Consider the following 23,665-nt stretch of genomic DNA (forward strand, 5'->3'; position numbering starts at 1 on the left):
ACAATCCTCTCATCCACATGATTTACCACATCGGGGACTTCTATTAATTAACCTCAAGCGGGATATTTCAAAAGCAGGCAACCCCTTACTGATTTTACCAATGCCTTCATATACGCTTACTTCTGATCGTAAAAAACATGGTGTGCCTCCAGCATTCCGTTCTGGATGAGCATCCTTCCATAGGAGTACCGGGGCTGCCGCCTTTTATCCGTGGCGGAACCGGGATTGAAGAGCAGCACCCCTTGCACATGTTCTTTAAACGGGATATGGGAGTGACCGAACAAGATACAATCCACCTCCGTGTCCGCAAAAGCCTTCCTTGCTCGGGAGGGCGTTGTTCCTCCTTGTCCGTGCCCATGTACAATACCGATGCGTTTGCCTTCGATTTCGACCAGCTTCTTGTAACCTAAACGTTCTATGATCCGCTCATCGTCCACATTTCCGGCTACACCTTCAACCGCGGCATATTGACTAAGCTGTTCATAGAGCTCCCAATTGGACCAGTCACCAGCATGAAGGATAAGATCCGAATGCCTTATATCTTCAAGCAGCGAGGCTGGGAGCTCTTTCGCTTTTCTTGGCATATGAGTGTCTGACAATACCGTAATCCGAAATGGATGACTCATCTTGATGGCCCCTTCTTCATGATATGAAATGCTGAGAAATCTGCTTTCTAACACTAATCTATATCCTACCAAATAATCGAATCCAAACAAAACCGCGCAGGGTGAGCTGCGCGGTTTGTTAGTCGGTTACCTGACAGAAAAAAATTCCAATCATAAGTTTTAGTTTGTCCATGTGCTGAATACAATGTATGAGCACGAAGGTACAAGCATTCTTACTTATCCATGTTCATGACGAGAGGTGGAAGTCAATGAGTATTTTTATTAGCTACATGATTCTGGGACTTTCTCTATCAGCCCCCGTAGGCCCGGTCAATGCAGCGCAGCTCGACAAGGGGATCAAGAAAGGTTTTTGGCATGCATGGTTGTTTGGAATCGGCGCGGTCCTGGCGGATATCCTTTATATGATTTTGGTCTACCTGGGCGTTGTTCACTTTCTGAGTACGCCGTTCATGCAGACCTTCCTGTGGCTGTTTGGTGCCTTTGTTCTTATTTACTCCGGGCTGGAAAGCATCCTGAATGCCCATAAAGTGACGATCAGCCAAGAGAGTAGTGAAGATTCATTATGGAGAAGCATGCTCTCCGGATTTCTCATGTCCGTATCCAATCCGATGACGATTCTATTCTGGCTCGGCATCTACGGCTCCATTCTTGTCAAAACTGCGGCGGATGAGGGATCCGGAAATCTGTTCCTCTACAGCGTGGCCGTTATCGCCGGAGTCGTGATATGGGATTTGTTCATGGCTGCGCTTGGCAGCGTATTCCGCCGATATTTGAGCAATAGAGCCCTTTCCCTGGTCTCTATTCTATCCGGAATCTCGTTGATCATCTTCGGCGTTTATTTTGGAATCCGAGCTCTTGCCCTGCTATATCCGCTCATATTCTAACGGGCCGGCTTTGGACGAAGCTTGGGCTTGTCCGCCTCTCTGGCATGGCCTTGCCCGGATTTCTTCCACACGGAGCGCATGCATAGTACCACCAGACCGATTACCAGAATAAACCCAAGACTGATCCAGAGCCCCGGCCGACTCGTGGGGTGCAGTGCGGTTCCACTGACGGCAGCCGCAATCAAGAGCATCCCGATATATCGTTTGATTTTGCCCCAAACTGTAAGGTCTATGAGCCGGCCCGCCGAAATGAGAATGAAGAACCAATTATACAGCAGCATAAGTCCTGCACCGGTAGTTAAATATTCATAAATCTTGCCTGGCATGAGCAAAGACAACACAATGGATACAATCAATCCGATAGCTGTAAGGGAAAGTGCATATATGGGCGTATCCCGCTTAAACTTTTTCCTGGAAAAAAGCTTGGGGGCGTCCTTATCTTCGGATAACGTAACGAGCATCGTGGTTACTGCATACAGCGAGGCAACCATGGTCGAGAAACCGGCTATAATCAATACAGCATTAAATATATGCGGGATAAAAGGAAGCTGGTAAGAACTCAGCGCGACAACGAAGGGACTTTTCGTCGTGGAGAATTGATTCCAGGCCACCATGACCACCGCCATGCCAATAGAAAGAACGTATACAATGGATAGCAGCAGTATCATCACTCTACCCGCTTTGGGCGCTTCCTTCGGATTCTTCAAGCGAATCGCCATGACCCCCATGACTTCAATTCCGCCAAAGGCATAAAACGCAAAAATCAGGGACGACCACATACCCATGCCGCCTGCCGGAAAAACCGCGTTCATGCTGCCAGGAACGTGCAGCTTTGATCCTCCTTTTAACCACCCCATCAAGGCGGCGGCAGCAATGACGAGAAACATGACTATCGCGGCGACCTTAATCACAGCCAATACATTCTCCAGCCGGTCGAAGCCTTTGTTCCCGATCCATATGACAAACAATCCCAATACGGCATAACCTGACGCAAATATCCACATTGGAACGCCAGGAAACCAAAAACGCGAGAAAATCGCAAGCGCCGTCATCTGGCTCCCCATGATCAACACTTCGGAGCACCAGTACATCCACCCTGTTGAGAAGCCTGCCCATCGGCCGTAGGCTTTTTTGGCATAGGTTCGGAATGAGCCCTTCTGCGGGTCCTCGGCCGTCATCCGCGACAGAACATCAAATACGAAGAAGGTGGCTGTCGCCGCCAATATAATCGATAGAAGAAACGCTGGTCCTCCCAGCCGGATACCTAATGCGGATCCGAGAAAATACCCTGTGCCGATCGTCGATGCAACCCCCAGCAGCGATAGCTGCCACCATCTCAAGTTACCTGCCTCCGTCTTCGCCCCTTTGTTCACGGTTCAATCCTCCAGATTATTGTTATGGGTTCGTTCAAAACTTTCCTTATTATGAAGGGAACGTCCGTGCTTTATGTACAGGGCGGCTGACCTAAAAATACCTTTTTTAAAAAACCGAAGGCTGATGTCCTAACCTCTTGCTGGGTTCTCTCGCATATTTTGGTTGTTCTCCGTGAACCATAAACGGAAGAAAGCTGAATTGGGGGATCACACATGTCAGGAACTCGCGGTATTCCAACAAATCAGGCGTTTATGATTATGATGCTTACGGCCGGCTTGACCAATCATGTCATGATCATCCCTGTGCTTTTGGAGAAATCCGGACGGGATGCCTGGATCACCATTATCGTGTCGGCTGTATTATTCATGCCTTGGGTTCTGCTTATTTACCGGATCATCCAAAAGATCGGCAATCGTTCCATCACGCAGGCGAAGGACGAAAGCAGCGGCAGAGGGTTCCGTATACTGGTGATGAGTATGTCAGGCTTGTATTTTTTCGCCTTTGCCTTCTATACCTTGAAGGAAGTTATCGATTGGACAAAGTCCTCCTATATGATCCAAACTCCTGTTATTGCCACGGCATTGGTGCTCATGGTGTTATGTCTGGTCAGCGTCAATCACGGCATAAAGACCATCGGCGTATCCGCCGGCATATTGCTTCCGTTTGTTGTATTGCTTGGGATCTTCGTATCCTTGTCCAACTTCAAAGTAAAAAACTATAGCTATCTGCTGCCCGTGCTAGAGGACGGCTTCCTGCCGGTGATAAGCGGGATCCCCGTTATGTTCGGAGGGCTATCCCAGTTTATATTGATATTATTCTTGCGTCCCCATCTTCAGAAAAAGCCTAGTTTTCTTACGATCCTACTCATCCATGTCGTCCTCATATTCCTGACGTTCGGACCCACCGTCGGAGGCCTTGCCGAATTTGGGCCGGAAGAAATGAAGCTTCAGCGTTATCCTGCCTATGAACAGTGGCGTCTCGTAAAGTTAGGCAAATTCGTGGAGCATGTTGATTTTTTATCCATTTTTCAGTGGCTTAGCGGTGCTTACATCTCGATATCGATTTCGATTTTTATGCTCTGCGAAACTCTGCTTCCCAAGTCCAAGCAAAGTGTCGGCGTATTAGCCATCTCTACGTTACTTATTATTTTGTGTGCCTCCCCGATCAGCAATCTCAAAATGTATTATGCAATGGCTGACTATTTTTTGCCGGCATCAGCCATCTATATCACCGTCTTAAGCCTCCTGATGTTCTTCCTGATCCGTAAGCCGCCACAACAACAGCAACAACAGATTTCCAGTTCAGCGAAAGGAGAAATTCGGCCGTGAACTTGACAGAACAACAGCTCAAAGAGCGCTATGCCGATTCCGATGACATTTATATTACGTCTTATCCCGGTCCAGAAGGTGATGCGCTGCCATGGGCGATCATGGTTTACAGCCCGATGATGTGCGATTCACAGCTGATGTCCGAAATCTTTTTGCCTGTCATCAGTAAAGAATGGAACATTTCAGTAGCCCAAAAGCACCCATTCGATCCATCCCATCTGGAATACTATCTTACCCTTGACACATCCGAGGCAAAAGTGGAATCCGTCGATGACATTGTTTATTCAGGGTATGTTGCGTTGTATTTTCCAAAGGACAAGAAACTATATTCCTATAGCGCTTGCAAAAGCATTGGACGTCCTCCGGAGGAAAGTGCCACGGAGACCTCTGTCAAAGGACCCCGTGACGGTTTTGTCGAGGATCTGGATATCAATGTATCGCTTATTCGCAAACGGCTGAAATCTCCCGGGCTTGTCTATTCCTCCTTTAAGCTGGGCGACAAGAGCAAAACCTCCGTCGGCATCATGTATTTAAAAGACAAGGTGATACCGGAGACCGTCAAGGCAGTCGTAGATAAACTAAATAATTTCTCTGGAGACCCTCCCGTGGGCATCGGCGAGCTTGCCGAGCATTTATCACCGTATCGCTTCACGGTGCTCCCGATGTTCGATTATACGGGCAGGACGGATCTAGCTTACGACTCTTTAACGCGTGGCCGATTGATCATTATTATGCAGGGAAGCCCCGTGATATTGATTGCGCCTGCCAGCTTCATGCAGCTGCTGTTTGCCGCAGAGGATCCCCAAATGCCGTTTTATTTCGTCATACCTTGGAGAATTCTGAGATTGGTTGGATTCTTGATTTCTATTTTTCTTCCAGGTTTCTATATAACGCTGTTGTCCTTTCATCAGGATCAAATCCCCTTTCCGCTGCTGGCCACGGTTGCGAATACCAGGCTCGGACTTCCTATTCCGACCGGATTTGAGATGCTGATTATCTTGTTTCTGCTCAGTTTGCTGCGGGAAGCCGGTATGCAGATGCCTTCTCCAATCTCGTCAACCGTAACGGTCGTTTCCGGTATCATCATCGGTGACGCCGCGATACGTGGCGGTTTTTTCTCCCCGACGATGACCGTGATCGGCGCACTGGCCTTTGTTGCGGGCTCAACCCACTCCAATCAGGATTTTGTTGTTACTCAGACGATTTTCCGTTTCTTTGTCCTTACCCTTTCCTCGATCTTGGGGTTATTCGGTTTTTTCATATCGGTATTCATGATCGTACAGTATGCAGCCAACCACAATCCATTCGGGCAGCCATACCTTGCCCCCTTCTCCCCCTTCTCTATATCCAAAATCTTGGGCAATCTCATGCGAGTTCCGGGGAAACGAAAAAAAGGCGGCGCGCTATGAAACGGGCATGGATTCTCGTATGTATAGTATCTTTGCTGCTCTCAGGCTGCTGGGACAACAAAGAAGTTCAGGATATCAACTATATTACGGCTATGGGCGTCGATTATAAAGACAACAAGTATATTATCTATGTGCAGATGCTGGACTTCGCAACGATTGCCAAACAAGAAAGCAGTAAGCCAACTGAGAAAGCGCCGATTTGGGTCGGCCGAGGAACCGGCACCACGTTGACGAAGCCCTGATCGACCTGTATACAACGAGTCAGCAGCGGGTCTCTTGGGGCCACGTCACGGCTTTGGTGCTTACGGAAGCGGTGCTAAAACCCAAACAATTGTCACAAGTGTTCGACCTGACCAATCGTTCCCAGGAAATCCGATATACGAAATGGATTTATGGCACCCAGGACAATATGGAGGATCTGTTTACGGTGTCGCCGTTCTTCCAGCTCTCTCCTCTCCATTCGCTGCTTCATGAACCTAGAGAAAGCTATGTTCAGTTCTCGTTTATACGCCCGATCCAATTCGTGAACTTTATTCGGCTTTACCGGGAAAAAGCCGCGACCGTTGTCCTGCCCTCCCTTCATATTTCGAATCAGAACTGGTCTGAAAATCTGAAGCAGCATCCGATTTTAGAAGTGAACGGCGGCTTTCTGATCAAGAACAAGGAATTGATGGGTTGGCTCAAACGAACTGATCTGCTGGGCATCCGCTGGTTAGCATCGCCTCAAACCCACGCTGCCATCGTTGTTCAGGCGAACGGCGAAGCCGTCGGGAGCATACGGCTGGAGAAGCCCCAATCCTCGATTGAAGTTATCCGCAAACCAAACGATGCGTCGTATCGAGTCAAGCTGAATGTAATTGGGACGGTACAAAATATGTACAAAAAGGTGGGAATTAAGGAGATGAAGCGCCTAACGGAAGATACCCTGCGAAAAGAGATGCATAATACCTTCCATAAAGCAGCATTGATCCACGCGGATCCCTACGAGCTATGTCTTCAATTGTACCGAACCGATCCGAGGCTCTGGAAGAAATTAGCGGAAGAGAAAAAGGATATCTACGATGAAACGCCTCTTGAGCTTGAAGTTGACGTCAACCTCCGATATTGGGGACAGCGCAAAAGCTTAAACCGATAAACGCGCGTCCTTGACTGGCTGCTTTTGCCCGAAATGTGATAACAACAAAAAGAAGCAGACCTTTATCGGCCTGCTTCTTTTGTTGTTACTTTATTTCTTCATTATTTCCTTGATGTCGTCCTTAATGGATTCCGCCTGCGGTCCGAATACGATCTGAACCGCACCTTGACCCAGACGCATGACACCGGATGCTCCTAACTTTTTCAACTCCGAATCCTTCACGGCCTTCTCGTCCTTAACAACCAGACGAAGGCGTGTGATACAAGCATCGACGCTGACAATGTTATCTTCTCCACCGATGTTTTGCAGAACTTTGGCCGCCTTGGACTCATTGGATGCTGAGCCGGATGGGGACGGGGCATCTGTATCAGCATCGTTAGAAATCGTATCCACGTCGTCGTCATCCTCGCGTCCAGGCGTTTTCAAGTTCAGTTTGACGATCAGGATTCTGAACAGAAGATAGTATACGACGCCGAAAGCCAAGCCTACCGGCAGGAGCAGCCAAGCGTTGGTAGACAGCTTCAGATTCACCAGATAGTCGATCAGGCCCGCCGAGAACGAGAAGCCCAAATGTACATCCAGGACATACATGATCAGTCCGGAAAGCCCTGTTAAAATCGCATGCACCACATACAATACAGGAGCAATAAACATAAACGCGAATTCAAGCGGTTCGGTGATACCGGTCAGGAACGATGCTACTGCCGAACCGATAAAGATGGAGCCGACGAGCTTGCGTTTGGACGGCTTGGCGGTATGCATAAAGGCCAGCGCCGCAGCCGGCATCGCAAACATCATGATCGGGAAGAAACCGGACATGAACATACCAGCCGTCGGGTCTCCCGCAAAGAAACGCCACAGGTCGCCGTGAACGACTTCGCCCGCGGCATTCGTGTAATCGCCGATCTGGAACCAGGCGATGGAGTTTAATACGTGATGAAGACCAAGAGGGATCAGCAAGCGGTTGGCCGTACCGAAAATGAACGATCCGATGCCTCCAAGGCCGACAACCCAGTTGCCGAAGACGGAAATGCCATCCTGGATTGGGCTCCAAATCATACCGATCAGAACCGCAAGCACCATCGTGGAGGCTGCTGTGATAATCGGAACGAAGCGTTTACCGGCAAAGAAGCCCAGCCAATCCGGCATTTTAATCTTGTGGAATTTATTATACAGGTAGGCAGACCACATACCGACAAAGAGACCGCCAAGAACACCCATATTCAGCTTCACGTCATCCGGTATAAACGGCATTTGCAGCGGTACTTGTTCCAGCACTCTTGTAAGCACCATGTACCCAATAAGAGCAGATAGAGCCGCAACGGCGTCTCCGGCGAACCCGATTGCAACGCCGATCGCAAAGATAAACGGCAGATTATCCAGAATCGCAAGGGCACCAGAGGTCATGAACGGAGTTACATATTGATTTAGAAAAGCGCCTAGGGCACCCAAAGGTATATCTTTTTGATAGTCGATCATTCCAAGCCCCTGCAAGATACCTGCCGCAGGCAAGGTGGCTACCGGCAGCATAAGGGACTTGCCCAGCTTTTGCAATTTAGCCAGCATGTCAATCATCCTTTCAACTTCAATAATTTAGCTTTTTACTGAAACCGTTTACATAATGCGTCGAATGAATAACCATTTATTCCCTTCCATTCAAGGAACAAAAAGAATCAGAAAATCCTCCTCCTTGGCAGTACATATATTCATCATTTTAAGGCGGCATGGATGTCATCATGATTACATACCAACGAAAAAAGCCAAGAAGAACGATGACTACTTAAAGTAGTCATACTATCTTCTTGGCTCATGCCCATGTTTATGGTAACACGCCTTAAAACGTATTCATTTGATGTTGTTATCTTAATTCACGGCTTCCTGTTTTGTCAATAACCAATATTTAAATCAATCGACTATAGAATTGAACTATTTCAATTCAATGGTCATGACAGGATCCTGGCCGATCACGACATTGCCGGTCTGGCCGTCAACCTTGGAAGCCACCTCATCCGCATTGGTCACGATAATCGGAGTAATCGTCGGATAACCTGCGGCTTGGATTACAGCCATGTCGAATTCGATGAGCGTCTGACCCGACTTCACCTGATCGCCTGCTTGAACATGGCTTGTGAAACCTTCGCCTTTCAAACCGACTGTATTAATCCCGATATGGAACAAATACTGCAGACCGGTCGCCGGATCCTCCAGCATCACGGCATGCTTGGATTTAATGACATGCGCAACCGTCCCGTCAAAAGGCGCAATTAATTTGCCTTCGGAAGGCTCGATGGCTATGCCTTGGCCCATATGACCAGCAGCAAATGCCTCATCCGGTACTTGCGATAAAGGCACAGCTTTACCCGACAATGGCGCTGTAAGTTGAATGGCAGTAGCTGTTTTTTTCTTTTTCCAACGATCAAACATATTAAGATTCCTCCCTGGGTTGATTCTTTTGCTGTAGCCGGCCTGTGAAGAGCCGATATAGATGCATCGCTAGAAAGCAAACCTCCGCTTCAGGTACTTTCTTGCCGAGTTCTTTCTCCATCATGCCTGCGAGACGTGTAGCGAGACCATATTCATTCGTGAACTTGGAGCGGATCTGGTCCGCGAACGGATTATCCACATGGATTTCTTGATTCAACATACGGTCTACCGAGAACCTCAAATGCATCAGAAGACGGACATAGTCCATGCCTCCCCGGTCAAAAGTGATCTGCCGCTCCTCCTCAATATACCTTACCAGGTTTCCCACCACATTCGATGCCTTCACCAGATGGCCTACGGGCACATGGCTGACGGCGGAATACACATGGTAGGTCAAGAAGCCGATTTCATCCTCCGGAACTTCGATATCGAAGGTCTGGCCGATCAATTCCGCTGCTTTGGCTGCAATATCATATTCTTTTGGGAAGCTGATCCGGGTTTCTTCAAGGAAAGGATTAATAATATCCATGCCTTTGCGGATTCTGTATATCGTAAACTGGATATGGCTTGGAAGCGCCAGGTACACCTTGTCATTTAATGTGCCCGGAAATTCTTGTCCAATGAGATTGAGTATCTGATCCGTGATCTCCATCACCAGCGGATCAAATTCTTCCAGCAGATGGTGAGCTTGACTCCACTGCTCCCGATCCTCGAGCCTGAAGAGCTTCTCAATCCGCTTATCGTCCGAAGCGATCGTTCCGCCTGCCTTGGCGCCAAAGCCAATCCCTTTGCCCAGGATGACGTATTCCGATTCTTTCTTGCCGCCTGTGACCATCACGACATTGTTACCAATAACACGTACGACTGTAAACAACTCGATCCCGCTCATAAACTTCCCCCTTTCCTTTAAGTTTAATCAGTGAAACGGCGAAGGATTCATGTTCGAAGAAATGCTGCATACCGATTCCCCAAAACATTAAAAAAGCCAAGAAAAGACCCCATGTGAAAGCTGTCTCTTCTTGGCTCATGCCCTGTTAAGGTAACACGCCGTTTTATGTTCCTGCTATGAATCCATCATAAAACAATTAGCTTGCATTCGTCAACTTACGACATCACCACATCATCCTAAGCTACCACCACAGGAAAAACAAATTCGATTGATTCCCTTAATCCCCAATCCATTGTTGAAGTGTATGGATCACTTCTTGGATATGAATGGGCTTGTGCAGATATCCATCCGCGCCGTCTGCAATAAACTGATCCGTATCCCTCATTGTGTTGGAGCTCATCACGATTATGGGGAGCTCCGCCCATTCCGGGTTCTCGCGAATCCGCTTCATCGTTTCGATTCCGTCCATTTCCGGCATGACCATATCCAGCAGCACCGCATCGATCGTTTGATGTTTGTATAACAGCTCCAAGCATTCGAATCCGTTCTGGGCAGTATGCACGGTCATTTGGAGTTTCTCCAGCACATTGGTCAAACCGTATACGTTCCGAATATCATCATCCACGATCAATACGGTTTTGTGTTCCAATCGGCTAGTTACTTCCATGTCGAATGCCTCCATTGGGAGATCACTCCAACTGGCGTTGTTCGAGGTGGCAGCCACTTCAGGCAGCATAAACAAACTTTCATTGGTGCCATATTCCGTTAGCAGCGGTAAATATAAAACAAACGTGCTCCCGATTCCTTCCTCGCTCTCCACGGTAATATACCCGCCAAGCAGCTTCGCCAAATGCAGCGATATGGATAAGCCGAGACCAGTCCCCCCGAATCTTCTGGCTGTAGTCTCTTCGCCTTGCTGGAACGCTTCGAAGATCGGTTGAAGATGCTCTGCAGCAATCCCGATGCCCGTATCCTCAACGGAAAAAGCTATGACGTCGCCACTGATCACGAATTCCGAGGTTACAATGGAATGCATCTTCCTCACCCGTAGTTTAACACTGCCGCTCTCCGTAAACTTAATTGCATTCGACAGCAGATTACGCAGAATTTGGTGAAGCCGCATTCCATCGCTGTATATCATGTCAGGCAAGTCGTCGGCCATCTTAATTTCAAATTCCAGATTTTTGGATTCCGCGCTTTTAGAGAAATAGCCTTCCATCAGTTCTGGAAGCTCCGTCAAATTTACCAAGTCCATTTCGATTTGCATCTTACCGGCCTCAACCTTGGACAGATCGAGAATATCATTGATTAAATTCAGCAATTCACTGCCTGAATTATGAATGACTGAAGCGTAATGCTGCTCTTCCTCCGTCAGGTTCCCTTGTTTGTTCTCAGCTAAAATTTGGGAAAGAATTAACATACTGTTGAGTGGTGTCCGCAGCTCATGGGACATATTGGCCAGAAATTGTGACTTGTACTTCGAGCTCTTCTCCAGCTCTTTCGCGTATTTTTCCAATTCGCTGGCCGCGATTAATGCGGCTTCCTTCTGGGCCCCTAATCGTTCGTTCAGCATATGCATCTCCACGGAATGGGTTTGCAGCTCCTCGGTCTGCGCCTGCAGTTCTTCGGTCTGACTCTGAAGCTCCTCATTCAGCGTTTGGGATTCATGATACAATTGCTGGATTTCCATCTTGCTTTGAATCGAGTTCAATGTTACCCCAAGCTGAAAATTCAATTGTTCGATCAGCTGAATTTCCAGCTCATCGAAGGGCTTAAACTTGGCCAATTCAATCACACCCAGAACTTGTCCTTCAAACATAACGGGGGCCAGCAGCAGCGTGGTAGGCTCAGCATCACCCAGCCCCGATTCAATCCGCACATAGTTAGGTGGTATATCGTCCAGAATAATCATGCGCTGCTCCAGCATGCATTGTCCCACCAAACCTTCTCCTGGCAAGAAACGATCTCTGACCTTATTCCAAGGCTCGCCGTCCGGATCGGCAAAAGCAGCTGCCTTTACCAGTTCCGATCCGCCCCGGTTTATAAAAACAGCACCGTACGGCAGCTTCATGATCAAAGCCAGCTTATGAATGAAAAACTGTACGGCCGTCTCCACGCGATCGGATGATTGGAGAAGGGTCGACATAACCGAAATATGATCCTTGGCCCAGTTCTGTCTGCCGACCTGTGCAAGAAGTTCGTTGGTTGTGTCCGCCAACTGGCGGACCTCATCATTGGATCGCACGTGAATCCGCTGGGAGAGGTTCCCGCCTTTGACAATATCGGAGATGATATGCGTTACCTGTGTGATCGGCCGTACGATGCTCTTCGATATCACCAAAGCTGCACATATGGTAATCAGCGCTGCTCCCGCCCACAGGAGATACATCGTATACAATAAATGGGTATTGCTATCCTTCATCTCTTCGATCCTGCTGGTTGTCAGTTCTCGTTCCTTGCTTCGAAACGAGAGGAACAGCTCATGAATCGAGTTCATGGCTTGCTGGCCGGGATCGTTAATAAAGAAATGAAGAGCCTCCTCATCCTGTCCGAGCTGCTTCAATTGGACAGCAGGCTGGCCGGCGTTGGTAATCCACTCCTTGATATTCTCCTTAATATTTTCAAGGTGATTGGCTTGCTCCGAATTATCGCTAACAAGCTTGTACAGCTTGTTATAGTTAATCTGCCAAGACGACAGCGCTTGATTGAAAGGCTCCAGGTAGGTATCATCCCCTGTTATGACGTACCCCCTCTGACCGGTTTCCATTTCAAGTAAATTCTTCTCGATTTCGTGCGTGAGATTATGTACTTCGATATCGTGCTTCTCTATAAAATCCGCCTCTTGCTGCAGGGAAGAGATGCGGTCTGATACAATCCAGAGAAAAGCTCCAAGACATAATAATATCATTAAATATCCGACTACGATCTTGCTGCGGATGTTGAATTTCAGGTTGTTAGACAAATGGCTAACCTCCCTTGTCATCTATCAGTCTAAGTCTGCTCCTATCCTCATAGTAATTGTTATGAAAATGGTTTACAAGCAAAACCATTTTTGAAGACATCAATGATTCTTTAGTCGTAGGCAGTCAGATTTATAAACGCTTGGGCATATATTATAGAGGGACACGCTTGTACATCTCACTAAATTCTCATTTTTAAAAAAGGAGAGTACCTCAAATGATGACCTTAAGAGCGCTTACGGGGATACTGCATTGACAAGGCATGTTTATCATTCCAGGAAACAGGCGGAGCGTTTAGCCGGCCTCGGAGCTGCGAATGTGTCGTCACTGGAGCTGCCCCTTCTGCAAGGCATGATGATGACAGAAATCCATCTTGAACGCGGCAAGGGTCTCTCTCCCCATAGCCACCCGGACACGGACGAATTGTGTTATGTCATTCACGGAGAAATCAGTTATTCCTTAATTGATCCGGACACTCATCAGAATCTTGTATATCAGGCAGTACCCGGTCAGGTGGTTCACGCCCCCATTGGTTGGTGTCACTGGGTAACTGCGCTAACCCCTGGAACGATCTTGCTGTTGATCTATAACACCGAGCGCCCGCATCAAATGGACATTGCGCCAGTCTGGGCTAATACGCTCATGGAAGCAGATTCGTTGCAATGCAATGGCATGAACATGAAACCTCATTCGAAGGCACTTATAACACCTGTCCCGTTACACAAAAAGACGGAGAGCGACGTTTCAGGCGGACCTCTGCCGGCCCCACCCTTACTCATAACCGGGCATCCAAACAACAAAACCACACGCAGCCGGTGATCGGCCAAGTGTGGTTATTGTTATAGGGACGCTTTTTTATGTAATGATTTCGCTCACAACGTATAACATCAATCAATATAAAATCTTTGTTCAGGGCGGATCTGCTTCTTAAGGGTACGCAGGTCGGCTTCCAGTTTCGCCACCGTTTCTTCAATCTCTTCCGGGTTCAGCGCCGGACGTTCTGCCTCTGGCTTAACGCCAGCCCTGAGATCGCGAATGGTGATCTGCTGCTCCTGCCATTTATCCATAAGATCGGAGATGGTGGCATAAAACCGCTCATAATCTTGAATCACTTCGTCCAGAAAGGAATCCACTTCCTCCTGATCATAACCCCTCAGTTTATTCGAAAAATTCTTTTCATGGATAGACAAAGCGTCCAGTTGAATGCCTAGTTGCCGAAATAGCTTTTTCTGTTTATCCAATCGGCGTTTCATGTGTTCATCCATAATGATTTACCTCCAAATATTGGTGCAGCCCTACTTTTTTAGCCTTCTCTCTCTATCTTTGTTTATATCATATTAAGCACCGGGATTAAAACACTCCGGGGCTTTTTTGGAGAATGTTCCAAAAACGAGAGGCTGCCGTTCCCATGGTTCATGTGATTGTTACCAATCCATTTCGGGTATTGATTGTACATAAGAAGCTATATTACGTACTCAACCCAGAGAGGAGCGACTTTTCTATGACAACGATGACGAAACAACAATACAACGAACTTAAACAGCGGTTGCTCAGTGATAAAAAACGATTGGAAGAGCAATTGGAGTCCCGCGATGAAACCAACAAGGATTACTCTCTCCGGGAATCTACTGGTGAGCTGAGTGCAGCCGATAACCATCCTGCAGATGTAGGGACTGAAGTTTTCGAACGCGAGCGTGATCTGGCCATCCAGGGAACGCTAGAGCATGAATTGGAGCAAATCCATTCTGCCTTGCAGCGAATGGACCAGGGCGAATACGGAACCTGTGCCGTGTGCGGCCTGGAAATTCCGTATGAGCGGCTGGAAGCTTTGCCTTATACGGCCTATTGTCTCGAACATACGCCGCGGAAAGAGATCAACGACAACCGGCCGGTTGAAGAGGATGTCATGACCCCGCCCCCTTCCGGAGCTGGCGTCAACCGCCAAGCGGCCGACGGCAAATTTGATGACGCAGGCGCGTGGGATGCCGTTGAAGATTATGGAACATCGACTTCGCCCGGCATGTCCATTAAACCAGGACAAGACGACTATAAGAAGAATGTATGAATTGGTCCAGCAAAATAGAAGGGAAAGCTGGTACCTGCACGTTAGGTACCAGCTTGTTTTTTCCGTGATCAAGATTCTTTACGAGTCCGAACATTGGAAGCAAAAAACTCATATTCGTCGTAACCTTCCCCGCGTTTCTTTTTAAAAGGGGTCAGCATTTTATCCAGCTCAACAAAAAACTCGCGCGCTTCATCTTCGCTCATATACAAGGTTGTATTGGTCAACATGGAGGTCGTTTCGCCCTCTTGACTCATATTTTTGAAGAACCGGTCTCTATTCTGGTCAAACAACTCGGATAATAATTTGTTCGTTTCCGATCGAATTAATTCCTTGATGACCGGCTCGTCAGAATCTGCCCCGCGTTTGATCTTTACCGTGCCGACAAAAGGTTCATAATATTTAGCAATGATACCGTTGATCTCTTTCGTGGACACGATCTTAACCAGTCCGATTCGCTCCAGCTTTTTCATATGATAATGAACTTTAGCAGGAACATCCCCGATCTTGTCCGCGACTTCTTTTACCGTTGCCGGACGATCCATCTTATTTAATACATTCAATATCTGGAGCCGATATGGATCTGAATATATTTTGATCTCTTCCAGTGTAGTCAGTTCCTTCGTTTCCACACCGTACACCTCAGCTTCATGGTTATTTTTCATTTCTTTTCATTATAGGCCGAGAATGTCGAAATTACAAAACGCGAAGGATTTAAATGGCACGAAAACTCTTCTTCCGAATGAGGAATATCACGGGCAGCATCATGATGAATCCCATGATCGAAAACAGAATGGGAGGGGAGTAATGCTCCGCTACAAATCCAGTAATCAAGCTCCCCACAGGAATGGCAGCCGTGCAAGCTACCGTCATAAGGGCACCGATTCTGCCGAGCATATGCCTGGGCGTTACTTCCATCAGATACGTCGAGATAGGGGCAGTAAGCATAGAGACGGCAAAACCGGTAATGAACATGCAGAACGCTGCAGACTCCACCCGCCATGCCGGCAGATGTCCTGGAATCCCTAGTGCAAAATAACCGATTCCAAGCAGGATAGAACCTGACATGATCAATGTGCTCTTTTTGAAGCTCTTCCCGTAGCGTCCAATCCATAGACCGCTGCAAATCATGCCGATCAGAAGGGCTGTTCCCAGTACGCTCAGACCTCCGGCTCCGGCACCCAAGGTCTCTTTAACGTAGACCGGCTGCAGTACATTCAGGGGGGCCAAACAGAAATTATTGATCATGGCGAGCACAGTTGTTATGAGGAGCAGCGTATGCTGCTTCACAAAAAGGAGTGCCTCTTTAATATCGCCGAACACCGTTTTCGTCATCTCTGTCGTAGGCCGTGCGGAGGCTTCCTTGGCTTCAGCCTGTTCGGCAGCCTCCGGATTCGGCATGAAAGCGATAATCGTGGCGGCAATGAGAAACGTTACGGCATCGATCAGGATCGTCCCTGAAATTCCGACCAAAGCGATGAGGGCTCCAGCGATGGATAAACCGATTAGTTCAGCGCTCCGACTTACGGAAGTTGAGAAAGAATTGCCTGCAAGCAGTTTATCCTTGGGGAGCAACCGAGGGACGATGGAGGTCTCGGCGGGTCTTGAGAAGCATTCCAGGGTTGAATTTAGAAACGTGAACAGGAACAAATGCCAGACTTCAAGAGAACCCACAGCATACAGAAAGGCCGTTAGCGAAACCACAATGCCGCGGCTGAGATAGGTTAAGGCAAGCACCAGTTTCTTCGGCCAGCGATCTACATAGGTCCCGGTAAACAAACTGAACAGCAATCCAGGCAGAAAGTTAAAGGCGAACAATGTACCCATTAATAGTTCAGAACCAGTGAGCATATAGACCATCCAGCTGTAAGCGATGGAATCCAGGGAATCCCCGAATCGGGTAACGACCTGGGCAGATAAATAAATCAGGTAGGGGCGGATTTTCAAAAGCTGACCAAAGCCTTGCTTTTCCAAAACAGCGGCATTTTGCATGGTTTCCTTCTCCTCTTCGTTAAATGGATAACAACATTAAACTTTTTCAATTCGTTAAAATAACATTTACGTTAAAATTATTTTATCGTTAAGTTTATTTTAATGATTTCGAAGAGGAATGCAATAGGCAAAAAAAATAAATCGCCAACATGGCGATTTATTCGATCCAACGGATATTTTGACAGCGTTGCTTCTTTATTTAATGATCACTCGCGATGAGGATCTGGCTGCCTGGAGACATGCTTCAATGGCCCTGATGTTGCTGATGGCATCTTCCGGACCATAGGGCAGCGGCGTGCCGTCCATTACGGCCGCTGCCATAGCATCCGCTTGCAGTGCAAAGTGGTTGTAAATCCCTACCTTCTCCTCACGGGAGCCCTTGGCCGTATGAACGCAGATCTGGGCCATGTCCTCCATCCTCTCCCATCCAAAAGCTGAAGGAAGCTCAATCCTACCATCGGTACCTGCAATCTCTAAAGAGCATTTGGAATAGGTCCACATCCCGCACTCAAACGTAAGCCCCAATCCATCCTCAAATTCCACCATCCCGTGGACCATCATGTCCACGCCATCATGCTCCTCAGAGAAAAAAGCATGGGCCGTTACTGCCTTGGGCTCCTGCCCATAAATCATTCGCGCCGCCGAGATGGGATAGCATCCCACGTCATAGATTGAGCCTCCGCCCATATCCTTGCTGTAACGGACATTGCTTTTATCCTCCGCATTGTTGAAGGTGAACGATCCGTGAATTCCGCGAAGCTGCCCGATTTCGCCGCTTTCGATGATTTCGCGTACACGCGCGTGTTTCGGATGATATCGGTACATAAAGGCTTCCGCAAAAAGCACGTTGTGTGCTTTAGCTGCCTCAGCCATTTCACGGACATCCGCTTCGGTCAGGGCTGCCGGTTTCTCGCATAAGATATGCTTGCCGGCCTGTGCAGCTTTGATGGTCCAAGGTTTATGAAGGTGATTCGGCAAAGGAATATATACCGCATCAATGTCGGGATCCTCCAGAAGCTCGTCATAAGAACCATAGTATTTCCCGATATGATATCGCTCGGCGAGCTCACTTGCTTTTTCTGCGTTGCGGCTAGCAACCGCCCCGACCTCACAGCGTTCCGATTTGAATATGCCTGGTATCATTGAATTTCTTGCAATCCGAGCAGTACTCATAATTCCAAAGCGCAGTTTCTTGCTCACGAGGTCATTCCTCCTTTGGCTGCATTCCATTCAGATTATTTTTTAATAATTATCGTTTACCGCTTTATGAAGGATCCCTAAACACCGATCCAAATCTGTTTTAACCTGTTTTTTGTAGAGTTTAGCTTTCTCCGCACCGTCATCGGTAAAATGGTAAAGAACGATTTCTTGAAAATCGACCCGCGGATCATTCCCTTTCAGCTGTTTGGTACGGTATAATACACCCTCCTGAACCAACTCATGCAGAGCCCGGTAAATTTCGCTTTGCGGCGGTGAATACCCATGGCTCTTGAATTCTTGCCGCAGTTCTTCCAGCATCTGATATCCATATCCGCGCTGCTGCTCCACCATGGTAATGAGATATACTTTGATAAAAGCACGCTGGGCGATCATAAATGCCATCTGGACGCCTCCTCCTTCACGAGCTGCTTGTCCCATAATATACCTAATTATAACCCACAGTTTCCCAGTTTGCACAATAGGAAGCATTCCCCTCTTTTTAAACCAAGAAGGCGTAGATTGAAACGTGGTCGGGTGTTGGTTGAATAAATGTGATGCAATAACGTCAACTTTTACGCTATTGTGAATTTTTCATATGTTGAAATTATATAGTATATGATTTTTCATCTGCTGCATTTTGGGTTGTTGGCGTGGTCTTTCGGTTGGTTTCAAAAACAAAAAACCCACCTTCAAGGGTGGGTTTAATACTTCACATTCCGGCGGATGTATCGGTGCTTGGACGCGATTTGCCGTATGGGCGAACCCCGCGGCTTTTTCTTGCTCCCGCGATTCCGACAAGCCACTTCCCGAACGGCAGCTTGGCGAGCATGCGAGTGGCACCATAAGCCACGCCCACGCTGATGATCCACGATGAGAGTATCCGAACCAGAGGGTGCATGCTGATCAGCAAAGATTCATCGACGGCATAGCTTATACGCAGTGTCAATAGATGCATCAGGTAAGCACCATACGAATAGAGCCCGATGGAGGTCAGAAGCGCATTCGCCCCCGCTCCGGCATGACGACATATCCAGCCAGCCACATCGTACATGACCAATATAGAGCTAATCAGGAAAAGAGCCATCATCGGGCGAAGCAGCGATAAGGAATAGAATGTAATCGCGCCGTTCGCAGCGGAACGGATTTCATGGACGGCTTGCACGAGCATCCAACCGAACAAAAAAGCGAAGACCAGCCATATGACCGGCCGTGCCTTTTGGAGCCATTTTTTCCAAGAGTCATGGTATAAACCGGCTGCCGCCCCCAGCGCAAAATAAAAGAAATAATAAAGTGCGTTCCGATCTGCGTAGGTTGTGAACAGCTCACTCCATACCGGGATATTCAAGCTTCCCATCCATTGGCCAATATCGTTAATCATTCCTGTTAAACCCACGTACAATAGTCCGGATAAGACCAATATCGTAAGCTGCGTCTTCCAGCCCCATCTTTCTTTGATTCCTAGTATAGCGGAGCGGAACAGCGGGTACAGCAGATAGAATTGAAACAGCATAATGATGTACCAAAAATGCGAGCTCGATTTCCCGGTTAGCCATACTTCTCCAAGATACTTCCAGTCCTCAATGACAGCAGGATTAAACCTATGATTGATCAATAAAGTAATCAAGGTCCATACTGCAAACGGAACGTAGATGTCACCAAAACGCCTCGTGATGAACCTTCCGTAATGCAGCTGACCTTTATCGTTATAAAACAGCACCATGCCTGTAATAAAAATAAAGACGGGTACAGCAAATTTCGTCGCCATCAGAAGAACTGCCATCATCAAACCATCACCTGTCGTCATTCCCGGCGCGACCGAATAATGTGCGATGGAGTGCTGTAAGACCACGGCTAGAAAAGCAATTCCCCGTAAGCGCTCGATTTCCGGTATTCTTTCTTTGGGCATACTGCTCCCCCCTTCGTCTGACTTCGTGCGCACACCTCATTGTAAGGGACACTGTCCCTGATCGGGTAATCCAATTATTTACTGATTCTGATGTTATAAGCAATATTAAGTACTAACTATTGGGCTATGTATCAAGAAAAACACCTGTGATCGTACCTTACCGAAGACAGAATGCGGTTGATCTCTATAAAAAAACCCGGTTCCCATCGGAACCGGGTTTTGTATTCCTTACAGCAGCGTAGTGCCACGCGGTGGAAGCGTGTCGTCCCGTTCCAGATCAACCGCTCCGGCACGGCCCTCGTTTCTGAAATCATAATCACGGAATATATCGTAGATGCCTGTATTTTCTTGATCAGCATCAACCAGTACCAGAATCCTTCCTTGCTCAATATAGGATTCGTATTCTTTTGCCTCATCTTCCGGGATGCCAAGGCCGATAAAACCACCGACCAGCCCCCCGGCTCCCGCACCGACTGCTGCTCCGGTGAGCGTCGCCGCTATAGGTCCTGCGGCAAGAATCGGGCCGATGCCGGGAATAGCCAAAGCCCCGAGTCCTGCCAGCAAACCTGCCGTACCACCAAGAATACCGCCTGTTGCAGCGCCCGCAGCTACCCCTTCAGGCGCCATCGTCCCCGTCTGCTCGGCAATCATATCTGCTTCGCGTTGATCCTTCGCTATAATGGAAATGGCCTCGTTCGGAATCCCATGCCGCTGAAGCTGCTCGATGGCTTGAGCTGCTTCCTGTTCCGAACGGAATACTCCAACAATTTTCTTCTCCATGATAAACCCTCCTCATCGGTGGTTGTTCATAATTAACATTACCCGACGGAGGGGGAAATTAAACGTGACGTTGCTGTGTTAAGCCTTGGGGCGAGTCCGATGGGTTGCAGTCGCCTCCATCGGATCATCAGGCCAATAATGTTTAGGATATCTTCCCTTTAAGTCTTTTTTTACCTCGAAATAGCCGCTGCGCCAGAAACTGGATAGATCCGAGGTAACCTGAACGGGCCTTTGGGCGGGTGACAGCAAATGCAAGGTCAATGCAACCCGTCCGCCAGCAATTCGCGGCGTATCCTGAAGTCCGAACATCTCCTGCAGTCGAACGGCCAGGAACGGTTGTTCAGGGTCATTGTAGTTAACTGGGATCAAGGACCCGCTCGGGACCCTGATATGAGTCGGCGCTTCCTTCTGAAGCTGCTGCTTTTGCTCCCAGCTCAGCATATGCTCCAAGAGCGTTCCCGGAGCAAGACGTCTCATATCATTTCGATTCCGCAGCCCTTCCAAGTAAGGGAGCAGCCACTCCTCCGCCTGATTCAGCAAGCCTTCATCCGAAACATCAGGCCAATTTCCCTCGGAATCATGCCGGAACATGAAGGCCAGACGTTCTCTCAGCTGCAATGCCGCCTTGCTCCACTGCAACAATCCAAGACCCTCCAGCCTGATCCCTTGCAGCATGGCTTCCGCTATTTCCTCTCCTGTCGGATTCGAGTAGGCTTGTTCCTTGATAACGAGGGCTCCAAGCATCAGCTTCTGTCTCGCCCTGATGCTGCCGGAAGCAGTATCCCATACGACCTCTTTATGCTGTTCCATCTCGCCATGGTAATACTTATCGAGGTATAATTCATCCATTTCAGAAGCAAGCTGAATATTCCCGTCCGCGCCTTGATCATCAACGGCAGCGACCACAATATACGGGGCGCGGCTCATTGGCTGAACCGACACCAATTTCACGCCTCTGCCACTGCGCATCAAAAAACCGGTTCCTCCCCTGTTCTTCGCGATCCGATCGGGATAGGCAAACGACAGCAAAAGGCCGCAGAGATTCAAGTCCCCGCTTGTCGTATATGCGATATTCAGCTGTGTATGCAGTTTCCTAATCTCTTGTTTCATCCGCTGCAGCACGGCTTCACTTGTCATGTCTTGTTCAGCCGTCAGCTGACCATGTCGTTCAAACAAGAGAAGCCGCTCCACGCGTGAGCGCAAATCCTGATCCCTAATGGCTTCACCTCTGCTCATGATGTCACGCTCTTGAAGCAGTACAGCAATTCGGATAGCCAGCGATGTTTCACCTATTTCTTGTGCTTTCAGCAGCATGTGAGCGAGCCTCGGATGAAGCCCAAGAAGCGCCATCGCTCGGCCATGCTGTGTGATACTGCCTGAATCGTCCAGAGCCGCCAGCTGCTTTAATAACGCTTGTCCTTGCGCAAGAGCTAGTCGAGGTGGGGCATCAAGCCAGGCTAGCTCCTCCGGGTCACGCGCCCCCCATACCGCCAATTCCAAGGCCAGCGGCGTTAAATCGGATTCACGGATCGCCGGAATGGTGCTTTCCGACAGATGACGATGCTCTTCCTCACTCCATAAGCGATAACATACACCAGCCGATACGCGTCCGGCCCTTCCCCTTCTCTGATCCGCGGATGCCCTGGATAACCGTCTCGTAATCAATTGCGGCAGTCCCGTTCTGGGTGAGAACACCTCCGTGCGCAGATAACCGCTGTCAACAACCGTCTTGATCCCCTCAATGGTAATACTGCTCTCGGCAATGCTTGTGGAGAGTACAATTTTACGCCTGCCGTTCGAATCGCGTCTGATCGCTTCGTCCTGCTTGTCTGCCGGAAGCGCGCTGTACAACTCCCGAATGACAACATCTTGGCTTAAACCTATTCTTAATAATTCATTAGCGGTTCTCCTGATTTCGCGGGCACCTGGCAAGAATACAAGGATATCGCCTTCCTGTTCGGAGAGAGCTCTCATAATGGCATTCGCCGCACCTTTATGCAGCTCGTCGAGAGAGAATGAGCGCAAATAGTGAGTAGACACTGGAAAAGCACGACCTTCGCTAACGATGACCGGTGCGTCGCCAAGAAGCTTCGCGACTGGCTCAGCCTCAAGGGTAGCAGACATGACGAGCAGCCTTAAATCTTCCCGCAGCACCGACTGGGATTCCATCGCAAAAGCCAGGCCGGTATCAGCCTGCAAATTTCGTTCATGAAATTCGTCGAATATAATCATACCGATGCCGGTTAATTCCGGATCATCCTGCAGCATACGCGTCATGATGCCTTCTGTCACAACTTCGATCCGAGTGTTCTGACCGATCTTGCTGTCCATTCGGACGCGATATCCAATCGTCTCACCAACGGCCTCTCCCAAAGAGGATGCCATATAACTCGCAGCTGAGCGAGTTGCAATTCTTCTAGGTTCAAGCATGATGATTCGCTTGTCTTCCAGCCACGGTTCATTCAGAAATGCCAAGGGCACCTGGGTCGTCTTGCCCGCACCCGGTTCAGCGATCAAAACCGCATGGGTTCCAGCAGATAAAGCCATTTTCAATTGTGGAAGTATTCGGTGAATCGGTAATTCAGTCATGGATACATCTCCGTTATCCTATCAAATATCAATATAATCCCTTAATTATATAAAACAGCCGATGTACGTCAAGGGGAGCTGCTTGTTCGCAACGGCTGGAAAGTCTC

Annotated in this window: 21 protein-coding genes; 7 read left to right on the top strand and 14 right to left on the bottom strand. The window is 48.4% G+C overall.

Translation table 11 applies throughout. The annotated features are described in order from the left end of the window. Nucleotides 1-116: 116 nt before the first annotated feature. A complete protein-coding gene (locus ACQKPA_RS01430) occupies nt 117-626 on the bottom strand; it encodes a metallophosphoesterase family protein (RefSeq protein WP_427488793.1) in 510 nt (169 codons plus the stop codon). A 248-nt stretch (nt 627-874) separates the two neighbouring features. Here ACQKPA_RS01430 and ACQKPA_RS01435 point away from each other — a divergent pair, with 248 nt between their 5' ends. Continuing rightward, a complete protein-coding gene (locus ACQKPA_RS01435; protein WP_427488795.1) occupies nt 875-1,510 on the top strand; it encodes a LysE family transporter in 636 nt (211 codons plus the stop codon). Here ACQKPA_RS01435 and ACQKPA_RS01440 read toward each other — a convergent pair. Then, on the bottom strand, nt 1,507-2,883 hold the full coding sequence (locus ACQKPA_RS01440; protein ID WP_427488797.1) for an amino acid permease: 1,377 nt from the start codon (nt 2,881-2,883) through the stop codon (nt 1,507-1,509). The genes ACQKPA_RS01435 and ACQKPA_RS01440 overlap by 4 nt on opposite strands. A gap of 213 nt (nt 2,884-3,096) precedes the next feature. Here ACQKPA_RS01440 and ACQKPA_RS01445 point away from each other — a divergent pair, with 213 nt between their 5' ends. From ACQKPA_RS01445 to ACQKPA_RS01460, 4 genes are read left to right on the top strand one after another with little or no spacing between them, the layout of a single operon-like run. Further along, entirely contained in the window at nt 3,097-4,212 is a 1,116-nt protein-coding gene (locus tag ACQKPA_RS01445) for a GerAB/ArcD/ProY family transporter (protein ID WP_427488799.1), read from the top strand. Continuing rightward, on the top strand, nt 4,209-5,621 hold the full coding sequence (locus ACQKPA_RS01450; protein WP_427488801.1) for a spore germination protein: 1,413 nt from the start codon (nt 4,209-4,211) through the stop codon (nt 5,619-5,621). Before ACQKPA_RS01445 ends, ACQKPA_RS01450 begins: the two co-directional genes overlap by 4 nt. Continuing rightward, on the top strand, nt 5,618-5,863 hold the full coding sequence (locus ACQKPA_RS01455) for a hypothetical protein (protein WP_427488803.1): 246 nt from the start codon (nt 5,618-5,620) through the stop codon (nt 5,861-5,863). The genes ACQKPA_RS01450 and ACQKPA_RS01455 overlap by 4 nt, the downstream gene beginning before the upstream one ends. Next, the gene (locus ACQKPA_RS01460; RefSeq protein ID WP_427488805.1) at nt 5,821-6,756 is read left to right on the top strand and encodes a Ger(x)C family spore germination C-terminal domain-containing protein; all 936 of its coding nucleotides are present in this window, start codon (nt 5,821-5,823) and stop codon (nt 6,754-6,756) included. The genes ACQKPA_RS01455 and ACQKPA_RS01460 overlap by 43 nt, the downstream gene beginning before the upstream one ends. Nucleotides 6,757-6,846: 90 nt before the next feature. Here ACQKPA_RS01460 and nagE read toward each other — a convergent pair whose 3' ends face one another. The 4 genes from nagE to ACQKPA_RS01480 all read right to left on the bottom strand — a co-directional run bounded on the left by nagE (nt 6,847) and on the right by ACQKPA_RS01480 (nt 13,031). Next, complete coding sequence (nagE, locus tag ACQKPA_RS01465) at nt 6,847-8,322, bottom strand: N-acetylglucosamine-specific PTS transporter subunit IIBC (protein ID WP_427488807.1); 1,476 nt, start codon at nt 8,320-8,322, stop codon at nt 6,847-6,849. A gap of 360 nt (nt 8,323-8,682) precedes the next feature. Beyond that, on the bottom strand, nt 8,683-9,180 hold the full coding sequence (locus ACQKPA_RS01470; protein ID WP_427488809.1) for a PTS sugar transporter subunit IIA: 498 nt from the start codon (nt 9,178-9,180) through the stop codon (nt 8,683-8,685). Between the two features lies 1 nt (nt 9,181). Next, complete coding sequence (locus ACQKPA_RS01475; protein ID WP_427488811.1) at nt 9,182-10,069, bottom strand: PRD domain-containing protein; 888 nt, start codon at nt 10,067-10,069, stop codon at nt 9,182-9,184. A 277-nt stretch (nt 10,070-10,346) separates the two neighbouring features. Then, nucleotides 10,347-13,031: a CHASE3 domain-containing protein gene (locus ACQKPA_RS01480; RefSeq protein ID WP_427488812.1), complete on the bottom strand. Its 2,685-nt coding sequence runs from the start codon at nt 13,029-13,031 to the stop codon at nt 10,347-10,349. A gap of 250 nt (nt 13,032-13,281) precedes the next feature. Between ACQKPA_RS01480 and ACQKPA_RS01485 the strand changes: the two genes are divergently transcribed. Continuing rightward, nucleotides 13,282-13,848: a cupin domain-containing protein gene (locus ACQKPA_RS01485; RefSeq protein ID WP_427488813.1), complete on the top strand. Its 567-nt coding sequence runs from the start codon at nt 13,282-13,284 to the stop codon at nt 13,846-13,848. Nucleotides 13,849-13,916: 68 nt separating this feature from the next. On the opposite strand, the gene ACQKPA_RS01490 is transcribed toward ACQKPA_RS01485, so the two are convergent. Continuing rightward, entirely contained in the window at nt 13,917-14,294 is a 378-nt protein-coding gene (locus ACQKPA_RS01490; RefSeq protein ID WP_071220219.1) for a DivIVA domain-containing protein, read from the bottom strand. 236 nt (nt 14,295-14,530) lie between these two features. On the opposite strand from ACQKPA_RS01490, the gene ACQKPA_RS01495 reads away from it, so the two are divergent. Further along, the gene (locus ACQKPA_RS01495; RefSeq protein WP_427488815.1) at nt 14,531-15,094 is read left to right on the top strand and encodes a TraR/DksA C4-type zinc finger protein; all 564 of its coding nucleotides are present in this window, start codon (nt 14,531-14,533) and stop codon (nt 15,092-15,094) included. A 68-nt stretch (nt 15,095-15,162) separates the two neighbouring features. On the opposite strand, the gene ACQKPA_RS01500 is transcribed toward ACQKPA_RS01495, so the two are convergent. The 7 genes from ACQKPA_RS01500 to hrpB form a co-directional block, all read right to left on the bottom strand. Continuing rightward, a complete protein-coding gene (locus ACQKPA_RS01500; RefSeq protein WP_427488817.1) occupies nt 15,163-15,756 on the bottom strand; it encodes a helix-turn-helix domain-containing protein in 594 nt (197 codons plus the stop codon). 49 nt (nt 15,757-15,805) lie between these two features. Beyond that, complete coding sequence (locus tag ACQKPA_RS01505) at nt 15,806-17,083, bottom strand: MFS transporter (RefSeq protein WP_427488819.1); 1,278 nt, start codon at nt 17,081-17,083, stop codon at nt 15,806-15,808. 195 nt (nt 17,084-17,278) lie between these two features. Continuing rightward, complete coding sequence (locus ACQKPA_RS01510; protein WP_427488821.1) at nt 17,279-18,283, bottom strand: Gfo/Idh/MocA family protein; 1,005 nt, start codon at nt 18,281-18,283, stop codon at nt 17,279-17,281. A 42-nt stretch (nt 18,284-18,325) separates the two neighbouring features. Then, complete coding sequence (locus ACQKPA_RS01515) at nt 18,326-18,685, bottom strand: helix-turn-helix transcriptional regulator (protein ID WP_427488823.1); 360 nt, start codon at nt 18,683-18,685, stop codon at nt 18,326-18,328. 307 nt (nt 18,686-18,992) lie between these two features. Then, nucleotides 18,993-20,189, bottom strand: coding sequence for an acyltransferase (locus ACQKPA_RS01520; RefSeq protein ID WP_427488825.1), 1,197 nt, complete (start codon nt 20,187-20,189; stop codon nt 18,993-18,995). Between the two features lie 228 nt (nt 20,190-20,417). Further along, entirely contained in the window at nt 20,418-20,969 is a 552-nt protein-coding gene (locus tag ACQKPA_RS01525; RefSeq protein WP_427488827.1) for a general stress protein, read from the bottom strand. Nucleotides 20,970-21,047: 78 nt separating this feature from the next. Continuing rightward, nucleotides 21,048-23,558 (bottom strand): ATP-dependent helicase HrpB, encoded by a 2,511-nt coding sequence (gene hrpB / locus ACQKPA_RS01530; protein WP_427488829.1) that lies wholly within the window; start codon nt 23,556-23,558, stop codon nt 21,048-21,050. Nucleotides 23,559-23,665 lie beyond the last annotated feature (107 nt).

Source organism: Paenibacillus sp. NPDC093718 (genome assembly GCF_050279985.1).
In the GTDB taxonomy this organism is placed as follows: domain Bacteria; phylum Bacillota; class Bacilli; order Paenibacillales; family Paenibacillaceae; genus Paenibacillus_AQ.